The sequence below is a fragment of the Pantoea sp. SGAir0175 genome, from assembly GCF_043547855.1.
On sequence record NZ_CP028081.1, the window covers coordinates 2,981,990 to 2,997,026 of the forward strand.

The 15,037-nt window shown below is 52.1% G+C and carries 13 protein-coding genes and 1 pseudogene; 7 read left to right on the forward strand and 7 right to left on the reverse strand.

Going from position 1 to position 15,037, the window contains the following annotated elements:
* Nucleotides 1-30: 30 nt before the first annotated feature.
* Together C1N56_RS13995 and C1N56_RS14000 are read right to left on the reverse strand one after the other, a co-directional pair.
* Nucleotides 31-786 carry a BPL-N domain-containing protein gene (locus tag C1N56_RS13995; RefSeq protein WP_394516773.1) on the reverse strand — a complete coding sequence of 252 codons (756 nt, stop codon included), beginning with the start codon at nt 784-786 and terminating at the stop codon, nt 31-33.
* A gap of 167 nt (nt 787-953) precedes the next feature.
* Nucleotides 954-1,409, reverse strand: a complete 456-nt coding sequence (locus C1N56_RS14000) for a MarR family winged helix-turn-helix transcriptional regulator (protein ID WP_394516774.1) — start codon at nt 1,407-1,409, stop codon at nt 954-956.
* Nucleotides 1,410-1,485: 76 nt separating this feature from the next.
* On the opposite strand from C1N56_RS14000, the gene C1N56_RS14005 reads away from it, so the two are divergent.
* From C1N56_RS14005 to C1N56_RS14025, 5 genes are all read left to right on the forward strand, one after another.
* Nucleotides 1,486-2,565, forward strand: a complete 1,080-nt coding sequence (locus tag C1N56_RS14005) for an FAD-dependent oxidoreductase (protein WP_394516775.1) — start codon at nt 1,486-1,488, stop codon at nt 2,563-2,565.
* A gap of 399 nt (nt 2,566-2,964) precedes the next feature.
* Entirely contained in the window at nt 2,965-6,198 is a 3,234-nt protein-coding gene (locus C1N56_RS14010; RefSeq protein ID WP_394516776.1) for an autotransporter domain-containing protein, read from the forward strand.
* 390 nt (nt 6,199-6,588) lie between these two features.
* Entirely contained in the window at nt 6,589-6,822 is a 234-nt protein-coding gene (locus C1N56_RS14015; RefSeq protein WP_394516777.1) for a hypothetical protein, read from the forward strand.
* Between the two features lie 517 nt (nt 6,823-7,339).
* The gene (locus C1N56_RS14020) at nt 7,340-7,618 is read left to right on the forward strand and encodes a type II toxin-antitoxin system RelE/ParE family toxin (protein ID WP_211726322.1); all 279 of its coding nucleotides are present in this window, start codon (nt 7,340-7,342) and stop codon (nt 7,616-7,618) included.
* Nucleotides 7,618-7,923 (forward strand): HigA family addiction module antitoxin, encoded by a 306-nt coding sequence (locus C1N56_RS14025; RefSeq protein WP_211726323.1) that lies wholly within the window; start codon nt 7,618-7,620, stop codon nt 7,921-7,923. Before C1N56_RS14020 ends, C1N56_RS14025 begins: the two co-directional genes overlap by 1 nt.
* A gap of 358 nt (nt 7,924-8,281) precedes the next feature.
* Here the strand turns inward: C1N56_RS14025 and C1N56_RS14030 are convergent, their stop codons facing one another.
* The 3 genes from C1N56_RS14030 to C1N56_RS14040 all read right to left on the reverse strand — a co-directional run bounded on the left by C1N56_RS14030 (nt 8,282) and on the right by C1N56_RS14040 (nt 10,979).
* The gene (locus C1N56_RS14030) at nt 8,282-8,497 is read right to left on the reverse strand and encodes a hypothetical protein (protein WP_021508621.1); all 216 of its coding nucleotides are present in this window, start codon (nt 8,495-8,497) and stop codon (nt 8,282-8,284) included.
* A gap of 150 nt (nt 8,498-8,647) precedes the next feature.
* Nucleotides 8,648-9,073, reverse strand: coding sequence for a cell envelope integrity TolA C-terminal domain-containing protein (locus C1N56_RS14035; protein ID WP_233209851.1), 426 nt, complete (start codon nt 9,071-9,073; stop codon nt 8,648-8,650).
* 361 nt (nt 9,074-9,434) lie between these two features.
* Complete coding sequence (locus C1N56_RS14040) at nt 9,435-10,979, reverse strand: methyl-accepting chemotaxis protein (RefSeq protein WP_058769414.1); 1,545 nt, start codon at nt 10,977-10,979, stop codon at nt 9,435-9,437.
* A gap of 801 nt (nt 10,980-11,780) precedes the next feature.
* Here C1N56_RS14040 and C1N56_RS14045 point away from each other — a divergent pair.
* A pseudogene (locus C1N56_RS14045) lies at nt 11,781-11,938 on the forward strand (integrase); the annotation flags it as partial.
* 1,055 nt (nt 11,939-12,993) lie between these two features.
* On the forward strand, nt 12,994-13,212 hold the full coding sequence (locus tag C1N56_RS14050) for a hypothetical protein (protein WP_152391266.1): 219 nt from the start codon (nt 12,994-12,996) through the stop codon (nt 13,210-13,212).
* Nucleotides 13,213-13,268: 56 nt separating this feature from the next.
* Here C1N56_RS14050 and C1N56_RS14055 read toward each other — a convergent pair whose 3' ends face one another.
* A complete protein-coding gene (locus C1N56_RS14055; protein ID WP_152391267.1) occupies nt 13,269-13,952 on the reverse strand; it encodes a VIT1/CCC1 transporter family protein in 684 nt (227 codons plus the stop codon).
* 42 nt (nt 13,953-13,994) lie between these two features.
* Nucleotides 13,995-14,576: a cytochrome b/b6 domain-containing protein gene (locus tag C1N56_RS14060; protein WP_159378390.1), complete on the reverse strand. Its 582-nt coding sequence runs from the start codon at nt 14,574-14,576 to the stop codon at nt 13,995-13,997.
* Between the last annotated feature and the right edge of the window lie 461 nt (nt 14,577-15,037).

Genomic DNA, 15,037 nt, shown 5'->3' on the forward strand with positions numbered 1-15,037 from the left:
CAGCCTGGCCATCTTGCTGCCGGCTGAGGTTTAGGCCGGATTGTTTTTCTCCGGCGCCATCCAGCTTTCATCCGCTTCCGGATGCGGTCCGCTCAGGAGCACCGTGCCTTTACCGTAAGTATATTTCGCCAGCGCGATATCACCGTTGGCATAGCGCGCCAGAGCGACAAAGCCGTGCGCGTCTTCGGCATTCAGGTAAGGACCATCCTGATAATAAAATTTTTCGGTTTTACCCTGCCAGACAACATCGACAACGTAATCGCCCTCGTCGGGTATGTTAGTCCCCTTGCGCATGACTTCCGAGTCCAGCGATGAGGGGATCAGCCCCAGCCAGTTTTCATCGGCCAGATACGCGCCCATGCACAATCCGAGAAAGCTTTTTCCATTGCGGACAAATTTACGTATGGCCTCAGCCCCTTCGTCGCCCAGCGCAGCAAAGGCGCCGGGGATGTCCTGCCCGCCTCCGGGCTGGATGTACACATCAAAAGTGGCGAGATTATCCTCCGTGACCTTTATTTTTTCCTGCTCTCCGACATACGCGATGTCCAGCGGCAGACCGCTCTGTTCCAGCGATTTACGGACCATTTCGGAGCAGCCCGGACAGCCTGCACCGCCGCGATAGATAGCGACATGGGTGACGGCAGCACTGGCCATATTCGCGGTGGCTAACCCGCCGGCAAGCAGAATGGCAGCATACGTCAGAAGGTTCTTCATCAAATAACGCCAGAAACGGGAGGTGGCTCTCAGTAACATTGTTTTCACCATCAACGGCAGGACCAGGCTCAAAATTAGAGCGACTGCTCAATTTAGGGCCAGCACGAAGAGGCTGTCAACAGCCTGACAGCGCGAAAAATACAACCCCCTGTTTTAATTAGTCTTTCACATGATCCCGTCAATGGCTTCCGTGATTGTGCTGGTTGCAGAAGGAGTGTCTGAACCTGACCGGCCGGGAATTATTCGATAAAACCGCTGGCTGACTGCCGTAACCGCCCGGTGATGGCGATCAGTCCTTCGATGTCTTCCGGCGTCAGCAAATCGAGGAAATTTCGCCGCACGCCCGCGGCATGTATCGGCCGCGCTGTAGCAAGCAGCTGGCTCCCGGCCTCTGTCATGCGGACTGAAATCCCTGCGCGAGTCGCGCGGCTGCGCTGTACCAGATCCCGGGCGGCCATACGTGAAAGCTGGTGCGATAGCCGCGACTTGTCCCATTCAAGGTATTCCAGCAGCTCACGCTGCAGCAGTACGCCCTGCGGACTGCGGTTGATTTCCATCAGGATCATGAAATCCGGACCGGACAACCCGGTCGCCTCATTGATCTCTCTGACAATGCGTCCGGTGATGACTTCAGCAAGCCGGCGATATCCGCGCCATGCCTGCCACTCTGCGTTTGAAATCTCTGTGCTGCCCATTATTTATCCCGTCACGTAGTTGATATGTCAACTTTGTGATTATACAGTATCCACTTTACATCGGGGAAGAACAGACATGTCGGACAAACTGACTATCGCTATCGTGGGCGGCGGCCCGGCAGGCCTCACGGCGGCCGTGATTCTTCAGCGCCACGGTTTTAACGTAACGGTGTTTGAGGATGAGCCGGCGGATGCTGCACGGAGTCAGGGCGGTTCGCTTGATTTGCATGCTGACAGCGGCCAGGCGGCACTGCGCAGAGCGGGCCTGCTGGAGCAGTTCATCAGTATCGCCAGGCATGAGGATCAGGAAAGCCGGATGCTGAATTACCTTACCGGAGACATTGAGGTCGACATATTCACGCCGGAAGGTGAAATGGATAAACCGGAGATCGATCGCGGTGAGTTGAAAAACCTGCTGCTGAGCGCCCTGTTACCGCAGACCCTGCAGTGGGATCACAAACTGCATTACGTTGACTATGGCCAGCAAAAAGCGCACGGGCTGGTATTCAGAAACGGCAGGCGCTACGAAGCCGATATCGTGATTGGTGCTGACGGTGCCTGGTCGCGGGTCCGCAGTTACCTGACGCCGGTACGTCCGGTTTATACCGGCATTACCTTTTTCGAAGGCTGGATAGATCACCCGTCCGACCAAATCAACAGCATTGCCGGCAACGGGACCGCGTTCAGCTTTGGCGGTGCGCAGGCGCTGGTCACGCAACGCAACGGCGGCGGGAGGATTTGCGTCTATGCAGCGATGAAGCGCGCCCCTGATGCCATCGATCAACACATAGCTTCCTCCGGCCTCACCGCCTGGGTGCGCGACAGCTACCGCGACTGGGCCGCTTCCCTGCAATTGGTGGTGAACGCCACCGGTGACTATGTCAGACGCCCGATTTACAGCCTGCCCGCCGATTTTGGCTGGGCACCACGGCCGGGCATCACCCTGATTGGCGATGCAGCTCACCTGATGCCGCCGGTTGGCGTCGGAGTCAACCTGGCGATGCTTGATGCTTCAGACCTGGCTCTGGCACTGTGCGAGGCCTCGCACCCGCAGAACGGACTGCGCTCTGCGGAGACCCTGATTATGGAACGCGCGCGCGACATGATGCCTGATGCAATAGCGGGGTTTCAGAACTGGTTCGATGAGAAAGCCTGAGCCGATCTGACAGCATGAGTTCAGACAACGCAGGCAACGCACTCGCGGATTATTGCCTAACCCGCGTGATAGCCGGTTTTTACTCCCTTAATTACGCTTTTGTCATTGTCGCTTCCCGGTAACATAAAAAACATAAAAATATTAATCATCTCTGGGTAGCGCATGAATGCTTCTTTAACCGCCAGGCGTATTTACGCCTGGCTGATAACGGCTGCTTTTTTTTGGGGTATCACTCCGTCAGCCTCAGCGTTATCTAACGGCTGTGCTACCGTCAATGACCTGTCAGGTTCCACCTCTCTGTCTTACAGCGCCAACAGGTATCCTGCCTCGGACTTTACCGCTGGCGACGCGTTGACGCTGAGCTTTACCGACAGCGGTTCTGCTGTGGGCGGCACTCCCATGAACGCCGACAGTCTGAGCGTAGCCCGTTTTGACCTGAGTAATGCTCAGACTTACAACGCCGTAAACTCAACGACAACCTCTTCCCACACCGTGACAATCACCGTGCCGTCCGGCAGTCTGGAGGCCAACGGGCTGGCCGTGCGGATTACCACCTCGCATGGACAGCTCAGTAACCTCGTATTTAACTGTACCAGTGCCTCATCGTCATCCAGCGATGCCACGTTGTCAGGCCTGTCATTGTCTGCCGGCGCGCTCTCACCGTCTTTCAGCGCCGCCACCAGCAATTACAGCGCATCGGTTAACTTCGATGTTTCGTCGGTGACGGTAACGCCGGTGGTGAATGAAAGCCATGCCACGGTGACAGTCAATGGCTCATCAGTGGCTTCGGGGTCGGCCTCGCAGGCCATCGCGCTGAACGTCGGAAGCAACACTATTTCCGTGGTGGTGAGCGCGCAGGATGGTACCACTCGCGGGTACAGCATCAGCGTGACCCGTGCAGAAGCGCCGCCAGCGTCGGCAAACAGCAGTTCAACCGTTGCGGCCAACAGCACCAATAACACTATTTCGCTGGCGCTCAGCGGTGGGGCGGCGACGTCGGTAACTCTCGTAACGCCTCCGACGCACGGTAGCGCCACGGTTTCAGGTACTGACGTGATGTATACGCCGGCAGCAGGTTATTCCGGCAGCGACAGCTTTGTCTGGCATGCCGCAAATGGGGGTGGAACCTCTGCGGATGCTACCGTAGCGCTGACTGTCAGCGCTCCCGCGCTGGCGCTGTCACCGGCATCGGGTGCGCTGTCCGCCGCGACGGTCGGCAACACCTGGTCGCAGACGCTCACCGCCTCAGGCGGCACGGCTCCGTATACCTGGAGCAGCACCGCTTTGCCGCCTGGCCTGTCGCTGAACGCATCCGCCGGTACGCTGTCCGGAGCGCCCGCAGCGGCAGGAAATTATCACTTCCAGGTCATCGCGACGGACGCCCACGGGGCCAGCGGCTCCGCCAGCTACACGCTGACTATCAACGCTGCGGCCCCCTCAGCCAGCAACAGTGCAGCCACGGTCGCGGCCAACAGCAGCAACAATACGCTGCCTCTCAGCCTTTCCGGCGGCGTCGCGACGTCCATCACCATCATTACTCCACCTTCACACGGCAGCATTACCGTAACCGGCACCAGCATAACGTACCAACCTGCTGCAGGATTCTCGGGAAGCGACAGTCTCACTTACACCGCCAGCAACAGTAGCGGAACTTCCAATAGCGCGCAGGTTTTAATCAGCGTGTCGCAGTCCGTCCTGACGCTTTCGCCACCCGGCGGAACGCTGCAGCCTGCAACCGCCGGCAGTGACTGGACAACAACAGTGACCGCAACAGGCGGGACGGCCCCCTATTCCTTCAGCGCGCTTAACCTGCCAGCAGGCATCAACCTGGACAGCCCGACAGGCAAACTCTCAGGCACGCCTGAGGCAGCCGGGAACTATCGCTTTCAGATCACCGCAGCAGACAGCCTCGGTAACCGCGGCACGGCCAGTTATACCCTGGCTGTCACGGCAGCTACGCAGTCAGTCCTGCAGCTACAACCCGCAGGCGGTCAGCTGCCACCGGCTCAAGCAGGAAAAATGTACGCACAGACTTTCAGCGTGACGGGAGGAACCGCGCCCTATCGCTGGCTGTCTGGCGGAACGCTGCCTGCGGGCATGACGTTCGCTGATGGACAGCTCAGCGGTGTGCCACAGGCAGCCGGTAATAGCCAGTTCAGTGTTCAGGTTACCGATGCTGCCGGCAGTACCCTGCGGGTTAATTACACGCTGTCGGTAACAGCTGCCGGGCCTCAGGCCACTGACCACAGCGCCACGCTTGTTGCCGGTCAGTCGGTCATAGTGAACCTGACCAGCGGTGCGACAGGCGGTCCGTTTACCGGCGCGCAGTTGCTTGATCAACCGGAAAGCAGTCTCGGCAAAGCGGAAATACATGCGTCGGGAAGTGAGTTTCAGCTGTTTTTCACCGCAGCCGCACAGGCCAGTGGCAGCGTCGCACTGCGCTATGTGCTGACCGGCCCTGCCGGCACAACGCCGCCGGCCAGCGTGACGTTGACTATTACCGCCCGTCCCAATCCTGCGCAGGACGCAGATGTCATTGGTCTGGTCAGCGCTCAGTATCGTGCCGCGCAGAGTTTCGCTCGCGCGCAGCTACGAAACTTCAGCGACAGGCTGGAACAGTTACACAGCGGCGGCGAGCTCCCTTCGGACATCAACGGCATCCGCTTTTCGCTGCCATCGGCTCAGGCAGAGCATGATGCTGACGAGAAAATGTGGGCAACCGCGTGGCAGCAGAAAGCCTTCAATGATCACCGTCCGGCGCAGCCCTCTCTCCCCGCGCTGCCCTTCTCCACCGGCAGGCAGGTACAGCGCCTGTCTTACTGGACAGGCGGCTATGTTGATTTTGGTGGTGATAAAGCCGGCGGCGTGCATTTCAGTCATACCACCGTGGGCGTGTCTACCGGTGCCGACTACCGCTTCACTTCCGCCGTCGCGGCAGGATTAGGTATTGGTTTTGGCCGTGACGTCAGCGACATTGGCGACAGCGGCACGCGGACCAACGGGCGCGCATTCAGCACAGCACTGTATGGCAGCTATCATCCAGGGACGTTCTTCGTGGACGGCCTGCTTGGGCATGGCGTGATGGACTTCGATAGCAAACGCGTCATCACCGGCACCTACAGTGAAGCTCGCGGCAGCCGCTCCGGACGGCAGATTTTCGCCTCGCTGACCTCAGGCTATGAACTGCGAACCACAGACAGCCTGTTGTCACCTTATGGCCGCCTGCAGTATTACCGCACATGGCTTGATGGCTACAGTGAGTCCGGCGCAGGCGCATATAGTCTGGCTTATGCCCCGCAAACGGATTCTCAGATCATTGGTGGCGCCGGGCTGCGCGGTGAGCATCGGGTAACGAGCGGTCAAATCGCGCTGCGCTTGCAGGGCCGTGTGGAGTATGCGCAGACACTCAGCAACAATGGTATCGCTCGTGTGGGTTATGCTGATACGGGCAACGACACGTGGCGAGTACCGCTGACCGAGCCGAGCCGCCAGACGTTAACGGCAGGCACCGCAATTGATTTTCTGCTGCCGCACAATATCACGCCCGGAATCGCTTACCAGGGAACGCTGGGGCTTGATGCACAGCGCACCCGCGATCAGATGATTATGATTCGGGTGAATATCGGATTCTGAGTGGAGAGTTGCGGGGTTGGATAACTGGAGGCCAGGCTAAGTCATAGCGATTGAGTGGTCTGATTATGCTTTTTCATGACGTTTTTTGAACGTCATGAGAATTGCAAATAAACAGTCTTTTTCAGGTCCGCCACCATGTGGTATTTACCCAAAGCTAAGAAATTTTACATCACTTATATCTATACATTTTTACTTTAGCATTAATCCATGCCAATCAATTCTCTTAAAGCATCAGTTTAAAACGAATCGATGTATGATTCATCACCTCCCCTTCAGGGAAATATCTTTTTTTGATTAATTAAAAGTCGTGGCATCTCAGTCAAACACTTAAAGCCAAGCTAAAAACATGTTACATTGAGGATATTTAATCTCGCAATCAAAAGGCTTAAAATGAGCAAAACCACTGCTTTACTTGACAACTTGTTAAAATATAGTCCATTGGTGACTAACATAGTCACAATCATTGTGGCTATGGTTGTGGGCACCTGGGCAATTTTCTCAACGATTTCAGTTAGAAAAGAAAGTCAAATTGCAGAATATAAACTTCGTGAACTTGAGCAGAGGACACAGCAATTACCACATATTGCAGCCAGAGTAGAGATTTTGACAGAAAAAAAATGTTAATCAAGACCAGATTATTAAAATCAAAGTAGTGCTAACTAATTCTGGCAATAAAGAGAGTCGTATTCAGCTAGATAATGAGTCGTTAACACTCGTACCAGTAAGCTTTAACAAGGGGGAACCTGTTTATAACGAGCCCATAAATCTGATAAATGGTCGTTATCGAGGAGCGGCTAAACGTTATATAATGAACTGGATAGATATTGGAGCTGGTGAATCGTATACATTAAATTTCGTACATTCAATCAACCAATCAGGTACCTATCTTGTTCATTTTTTGGCGTTCAACGACACTCAAACTAATAATAAATTAAAAAATGATATTTTTTCTTTTCAGTATGCAGTAGGAGAGGATAAGTATTTTACGATTGAATGATATCGATAACTTGTGCTAATTACGTTCGAAAACTTATTGCACTTCATTCATGCTCATTATCTGTAGTCCAGAACTGAATCAGCTGTTGCTTGCTACGCAACACATGCTATAGTGTTCCTTATTGAGCAACACTGAGAAGCATGGATGATTAAAACCTGGCTACATAAGGGGCTTGAAGAGTTTTACACCACCGGCACCACTCGTAAGATCAACGCAGCCCATGAAAAGCGACTACGTACGCGTTTGAGAGTGATTGACCTGGCTGAGAAAATTGAGGATATGAACCTTAGTGGCTACAGGTTGCATCCTTTAAAAGGTGACAGACAGGGTATCTGGTCTATCACGGTTACAGGAAACTGGCGCATCACCTTTGAATTTAGAGATGGTGACGCCTACATTCTGAATTATGAGGATTACCACTAATGACTATGCATAACCCCCCTCATGCGGGTGAAATCATTTCCGATATCATGGAAGATCTCGACATCGGCATCAGAGAGCTGGCACGTGCTTTAGCTATCGCCCCCTCCACGGCTTCGCGAATGGTGTCGGGAGCGACGGCGGTAACACCAGAGATGGCTATCAAATTATCGGCCGTGATCGGCAGTACACCTGCGATGTGGCTGCGCATTCAGGCGGCCTATGATTTAGACCGGGCTGCCAAAAATGTTGACCTGTCGGTACTGAATACTAGCTTCAAACCTGGCCCACTACACGGCGTTAACTGAAACCTATGCTGAGGCTTCATCGTGGTAAGTAGCGTCTTCCCTGATAGGATGGGAGATGCATTGTTTTGTCTTTACTGCTCCTGTTTTAATCTGCCAGGCAGCAATCCGGGAGCATCAAGAAACAGGTCAGCCGTTCCGTTCAGCTACGTGTGGCGCCTCAAGCACCGATTTACCTGAGGATTGGCTCTGCGCTGAAATAATATATGGAATTTCATATTTTCCTCCAGATTCCACTTAGCCTCAGCATGAAAATCGCAGTAAAAATCACTCTAACGAGCTTATAGCACAATGCCGAACCTCATATCGCTCTGTCAGCAGCAAAAATAATCACCCCGATCTATAAATTGCCACCAGCGGTCTACTGTTGCTTTTGTTCCGCCTCTTTCTGTTTTTTGGCGGCCATGTGGTGGCCCACCGCGCAGCCAGCTGCCGCACCGGCAACGCCATGATGAACCAGATGACCTGCCACGCCGCCAGCGACGGCGCCTTTCAGACACCCTTTTGCCTCTGCCTGGGCGCTAACGACTAAAAGAAGGCCTGCCGCTGCCAGGGCCGCAATCCACTGTTTTTTCATTGCCTTGAATCTCCATAAAGATACGTGTTATGTCAGTAATGCTGAGCATAGCCTGGCAGAACTGACGGCGTGATATACAGGGGTTAAACGGCAAACTTTGTTACCTATGGTTACGCTTATGCAGCAACGGTCTGATCGGGAGAAAGCCAGTCAGGGCGCAAAACGCACCGGTATCTTTTCTTTCAGATACGCAGGCCGCATGGGAAAGGTATTGGCATCTATCGCCTGCTTTACCGCATCGATAGCGACGGCGCACAGATCAGCATCTCCGCCCTGCGCAGTGACGTTTGTCGGTGGCTGACCTAAGGGCTGCGTAATGACCAAATCACAGGTCTTACCGTGATATAAATTCGCGTCAAAAAACCGATACTGTATTGCGGTAACGGCCTGACAAAGCCACAGATGCGTATCTTTATTTGCTATTTGCGAGGAGGTTTGCGATTCGCACTCGCTTCTTATCTCGGAAGCGGTTGGAAACCTGAATGACTGCCTTGCTGTTTGTTTAGTATGGGACTGGCAGCCGACTAATAACATGACGGCGATAAGTGAGAGTGTTTTTTTCATCATGGCTTCCATGCAGATCATTTATGCATTTATATCATCCCGGACAGATTGCGGAAACCGCGCCTGCTATCGGGTTGCTTTCGCATTGGCAGCGAATACTCACAACCCAGCAACCGACCGCATTACAGATGTGAGAATAAACAGCGTAACGTCTCAAGCCAATTCGCAGACCCCCTCAAAGGTTGCAAAATAAGGCCAGCGTGTTTTGGCCAGCCTGACATGGCGGGGTAGGTTTCTGTTGAAAGGTCGGGACGGCTGCAGAATAAATTCAGCAAACATCTTTCCGCCCCACCCGACTCAATCCCCAACATGCACGTGATTTATTGGGCGTCCTAAGTCTGATTTCTACTCAGGAACGCTGAGCCCTTTTACGTCAGACACGAAATGTGTCCACCATCCCCCGCAGAGCGTGCGCCTGCTCAGAGAGAGACTGAGACGCCGAAGAGGACTCTTCAACCAGCGCAGCGTTATTCTGCGTGACACCATCCATCTGACTTACCGCAATGCTAACCTGAGAAATGCCCTGCATCTGTTCTGAAGAAGCCAGTGAAATATTATCCATGGCCTCTGCCAGTTCGCCCACCATGCTGACAATCTTCAATATGCTCTGCCCTGTACCTGCTGCCACCTCAACGCCGCTTTCGACCTGCTCAACGGCCTGTTCAATCAGCTGTTTGATGTCGCGAGCAGCATTTGCACTGCGCTGTGCAAGCGTTCTGACTTCACCGGCAACCACGGCAAAACCGCGTCCTTCTTCACCTGCCCGGGCGGCTTCCACGGCTGCGTTGAGCGCCAGAATGTTGGTCTGGAAGGCAATGCTTTCGATCACGGAGGTGATGTCCCGTACCTTTGTGGCGCTCAATGAGATCTCATTCATGGTTTCAGACATACGCTGTACGTCGGCCTCACCTGCGCGTGCCAGCGTTGCCGCATCCCGGGCAGACCCAGCGGTCTGCTGCGCGCCGGCCGTATTACTTTTCACGGTGGCGGTTAGCTGCTCCATACTGGCCGCAGTTTCCTGCAGCGCTGCAGCCTGCTCCTCGGTGCGGGATGACAATTCTGTATTGCCCTGTGATATCTCATCCGCTGCCAGCGCCACAGAAGCAGCAGAGTCTTTTATCTTTGATACCAGACCACGCAGGTTTGCCTGCATGCCATCCAGAGAAGCCATCAGGCTGGTACTGTCATTGTTTCGCAGCGTTACAGGCGTCGTCAGGTCGCCAGAAGCAATGGTCGCCGCAAGTGTCTGCGCCTGTACAGGCTCGCCGCCCAGCTGACGCATCAGTACGCGAATGGTCATAACGCACGTTCCCACTGCCAGCAGTGCTGATGCGGCCGCGAGCAACATCAGGATCAGCGATGCCCGGCGTGTCGCCTGACTGTTGGTTTCAACAGCGGACTGCGTATTTTTCATCTGAACCAGCGTCATGTCATTAAGCGCTTTGAGCAAGGTACTCTGCACCGGGCGCGTGACATTCAGCAGATAGGCAGTGGCTTCCTCGGCACGATTTTCAAGACCGAGCCGGCCAGCCTGCTTCAGCGAGGCAAGTGCAGGCTCCTCAGCTTCAGTAATGCGGCTCATGACTTCCCGCCCCTGCGGTGTTGAATCCTCCTGCATCACCTCAGCCAAAGCCTTGCGGCTGGCTATATACTGCGCTTCTTGTTTTTGTACGCGCTCCCATTCAGGCTTCATTGCCTCAATATCCGTTAAGAGCGCCAGGTTACGAACCGCAATGCCCATATCCCTGATGCTGCCACGCATATCCAGCACCAGCTGATACTTTTTCATTTTGACGTTAACCGCATCGTCCATACCTTTGCTCGCATTACTCAGAGCGTTGAGCGCAATGCCGGTACAGATAATAAAAAGTACAACAAGCAGGCCAAAGCCCGTTGCAAGTCGGGTGGATATTTTCATATTAATTCTCGCTGTAAGTAGATGAGAGTGTCGGATATGAATGTGTTATCGGCATTGTGTGACGCAGATTCATCACCCGGAATAGTTAATTTTAAAATTTATTTCGGACCCGTTATTCAGATTTACGTGGGTTACATATCGCTATATTAGTGACACTCTCAATATAAAATTAACCCCCGGCTTTTTGAGAGAAACAATTCTTGCATGCAGGTAATCAATACCTGGCTTAAAACCCTCCGCACCAGGAAATTTTTCACCGATATGCTACCGCTGACACCCTCTTCTTTTCCTGACGCAATAATTCTGGCAACGTTCAGGAGCGATAACCAACCAATTGATTTTAATGAAAAAAAATAATGAATGAATTTTCTTCAACTGACCTGCAATCCTGCCAACGCTAAACACCTGTTATCATCCAGCCGTAACGCCACTAAACCAGAAAAAGAAAAATAGCCCGCAAAGTTTTTATAAAAGGTTAATTATTATTTACTATCCCCACTTAAAAGGTGACAGGTTGATATTAACGGCCGTAAGTATTTAGCAGGAATGGCCTGACGCGCTCCCGAATCAGGTGCCATAATTATTTCTCAAACATTTTCAATGAATATCATCATCCGCGCCTGACTGACAGAGATTCAGAAAATTCACCTGGCAGGAAACCTCGTATCTATCCTGAATGGTCAGGTTAACGTATATAATTCCGGCCTGAAAAGGCATCGCGTGTTGACTGTCAGCGGGAGTATTTCATCAGGGCGCATAGGCCACAATGAGCTGGCGTTTTGTCGCGTCACGCCGTGCTGTAGCCTCAGCACAGAAATGAGCGCATGGGAAAGCATCGAAATGGTTCGCAGGTATGCTCACCTGGCACCGAATCATCTGACAGGCATGCGAGGCAAATTGACGCGATTTTAGGCAGTCGTGTCCCAAATCTGTCCCACGGTGAAATTTTGAAGTTTTGAAGGCTGAAGGAGGTTTTTAAGTGATTGATTTTATTTGGCACGCCCTACAGGATTCGAACGAATACAACAAGCACATGATTTTTAAGAAATATACTGTATTCGATATTTGTTCATACCCCCATAAATACCCCCAACTGACCAATGTCTCAGATATGCCCACTATTTATAATGGAATAACGAGCTGAATTTTAGCGTTCGTAAACAACCTTCCTGTATGTATAAACCTGGTTCGAAAATGATTTGCTTAATAAAGTAGCCCGGCCTTTTGACGCTCTTCAGGCTGCATTTCACCACAAACGAATTTAGGTTCCTTTTGCCAGCGGGTACACAGGTGTGGTGTTTGCATAAACCAGGATGGGATCCCCTGGTGACAAATGTTGCCGATTTTACGCACATCCGATGTAGGCAGCTCAACCTGGCAGGTGAAAACCATTTTTATTAATTAATTTCAGTAACTTAAAAACTGGTCTAATGACACCCCCACAAAAAAATTGTACAGGTGATCACGAAAATTATGCTTTATTTTCATTGGGTTAAGAGACCTGCCGCCGTCGCCATGAAAATGCAAAAATCAGCCGTTTTCCGCGGGGCCGCCGCCTCGTGGACAGGGTACCCTGCCGGGAGGACCCGCTCAATTTTCCACGTCCTGCTGGCCACAGTGATTGATCATCAACAAGCTATTGGTCGGTTAAGAAAATGAAAGTCAGGCCCGAAAGGGTTTTGCCGAAACAGTGCAAAACCTTCAGGTTGTTGCAATGACTTCTCAGAAAGAGCGAACACTCCAACAAAGCCTAAGCCTTTAATTTGTTCGCGACCGTCACTTTGTCTGCCTTAGGAGAGCTGGAAGCCAGATATTTAATGAATAACTCACTGATTTTATTACGAGTGGTCACAGTGACCAACCGCGTCCTGAAGCTTAATCCAGCCCCCTCGTTTGAGGATAGCCCTGCTCTTCGGCCAGGTATAAATCTGTGAGCTGTTGTTTATATCATCAATTCTCACTTTAAGGATAAAGGCCATTCTGTCAAAGATTTCGTTTTTTATGGCGTCGGGGAATGTTTGATACTTCGCTCACGTCAGCACGCTCAGCCATCATCTGGCTGGCTGGCTGCTCAGGGGATGATTTTTTTCTGAATGAGGTTTTACCCGAAAAGTGCAAAACCCCAGACAGCGGCATTGCCTCTCATTTTGCTAATGCTCAACTGGAACTTAAGTCATTGATTTTTCCATTCGCCGTCACTTTGGCCCCGCCCGGATTGATGTCGACGGAATAGTCGATTAATACCCCTCAGATTTCAGTATCGAGGGGACTAGCGATCTCTCGCCTCACTTACCCTGCAAAATGCCCAAACATCACACCTGTTATTCCTGATAAACCCATCGCCAGGCTACTCCAGAAACTGATGCGAATGATACTGCGCATCACCGGTGCGCCGCCCACGATCGCAGCTAAAGCCCCCAGAAATACAAGCGCCAGGAGAGCTGCTAAGACAATAACGGCTATACCTGAATACGTCATTGCCACAATCAAAGGAATCAGCGCACCCGCGGTAAAACTGCCTGCGGAGAACAGCGCAGCCTGAAGTGGCCGTGCACTGAGGGTATCGGATATGCCGAGCTCATCACGGATATGTGCATCAAGGGCGTCGTGTTTCATCAACGCGCTGGCAACCTCCAACGCCAACTCCTTACTGAGTCCACGATGCACGTAAATGGCAGCCAGCTCGTGTTTTTCAGCCTGGTAATCACCCTCCAGCTCGGCCTGTTCCTCTGCAATAGCGACGCGCTCCGTGTCTACCTGTGAAGAAACCGAGACATACTCACCGGTTGCCATGGACATCGATCCTGCGACCAGCCCGGCTACACCAGCCAGAAGAATGCTCTGCGGCGAGCTGCCTGCAGCAACTACACCGGTCAGCAGGCTGGCGGTAGAAACAATGCCATCATTGGCCCCCATTACCGCTGCACGCAGCCTGCCTGAACGTGAAATTTTGTGCGATTCTCCAGACACCATAGTATTACTCCGGTCATTACCCTATCCAGGGGATGCGCAGGATCAGGTTTTTTCAGTCCCGGATGCCGGGGTCTTTCTTACCAGAAGCATATGTAATAACCCCATCAGGCCGTGCGCGTAAAAATAAATCTCGATGAACGTTGTCAGAAATTTGTGCAGACGGAGATAATATTCTGCTGCATCAGATGCATTTTTCAACAGTGTCTCTGCAAGAAACCAGACTCCTCCTGATGAGGCAACGAGAAGCAGTGCAAGAACGCCAAGTCCCTGTACGGCGGCAGCAATACCTCCCTGCGCAGCCCCGGGCAGTTTGCGCTGACTGATCAGTTTGATATCGCGTCTGATACCACTGAAATCCAACATCATCCACGCGTAATACCAGCGGAAGCCTCTTTGTGACAGCATCCATGCCAGTAGCATCAGGCCAAGGAAAATCAGCAGAAAACCAGAAACTACGTGAATCCAGGTTATCACGCCCTCAACACTGCTATCGGTAAGCAGCTCAGCCTCAATAAAATTGGAATTTATAATCTGAGATAAAATAAGTACCGCCACAGCAATATGTAGACCGCGAAAAAAGGGAGCGTAGCTATACGGAATTACGTCTACCAATTTAAATTTCATACTCACCCCAGGGAGAAAGACACCCCTGAAGGATGGTCTTTCAACATTAACTTATCCTTAAGTGACAAAATAATGCATCAGCAGTAACCTTCTGAAAGTATCATTTTTTTAAAGAGAGCTTAACATCCTGCACTGACATTTTGTCCATAGCGGGCTCCATGGAGTGAATTATTGAACCAAATAGACCTCCGCCTTTGGCACATAGTAAATCGACAGTACACAAGATAATGTCCGCCATGAGGGAACAACCGAAATTTTGGAAAGGGAAAAGCTTAATATCCCCCTAACGTCACAGCGATGATCTTATAAAAGCAGTTCCGGCACAAAGCGGAATGACTAATGCCCATATTGCAGCAGTCATTTCCCTGACCGAAAACAGCGAGCAAGGCTCAACAAGATGACGCTATCGTCTGCTGACTATCACAGGAGGCAAACATGCAATTTAGAATTTCAGGGCTTGA

Excerpts from the sequence above, each read along its gene's own strand:
- C1N56_RS14050 (WP_152391266.1), top strand. The coding sequence starts at position 12,994 with ATGTTTGATACTTCGCTCACGTCAGCACGCTCAGCCATCATCTGGCTG.
- C1N56_RS14010 (WP_394516776.1), top strand. The coding sequence starts at position 2,965 with ATGAACGCCGACAGTCTGAGCGTAGCCCGTTTTGACCTGAGTAATGCT.
- C1N56_RS14005 (WP_394516775.1), top strand. The coding sequence starts at position 1,486 with ATGTCGGACAAACTGACTATCGCTATCGTGGGCGGCGGCCCGGCAGGC.
- C1N56_RS14060 (WP_159378390.1), bottom strand. The coding sequence starts at position 14,576 with ATGAAATTTAAATTGGTAGACGTAATTCCGTATAGCTACGCTCCCTTT.
- C1N56_RS14000 (WP_394516774.1), bottom strand. The coding sequence starts at position 1,409 with ATGGGCAGCACAGAGATTTCAAACGCAGAGTGGCAGGCATGGCGCGGA.
- C1N56_RS14040 (WP_058769414.1), bottom strand. The coding sequence starts at position 10,979 with ATGAAAATATCCACCCGACTTGCAACGGGCTTTGGCCTGCTTGTTGTA.
- C1N56_RS14025 (WP_211726323.1), top strand. The coding sequence starts at position 7,618 with ATGACTATGCATAACCCCCCTCATGCGGGTGAAATCATTTCCGATATC.
- C1N56_RS14015 (WP_394516777.1), top strand. The coding sequence starts at position 6,589 with ATGAGCAAAACCACTGCTTTACTTGACAACTTGTTAAAATATAGTCCA.
- C1N56_RS14055 (WP_152391267.1), bottom strand. The coding sequence starts at position 13,952 with ATGGTGTCTGGAGAATCGCACAAAATTTCACGTTCAGGCAGGCTGCGT.
- C1N56_RS14020 (WP_211726322.1), top strand. The coding sequence starts at position 7,340 with ATGATTAAAACCTGGCTACATAAGGGGCTTGAAGAGTTTTACACCACC.
- C1N56_RS14035 (WP_233209851.1), bottom strand. The coding sequence starts at position 9,073 with ATGGAAGCCATGATGAAAAAAACACTCTCACTTATCGCCGTCATGTTA.
- C1N56_RS14030 (WP_021508621.1), bottom strand. The coding sequence starts at position 8,497 with ATGAAAAAACAGTGGATTGCGGCCCTGGCAGCGGCAGGCCTTCTTTTA.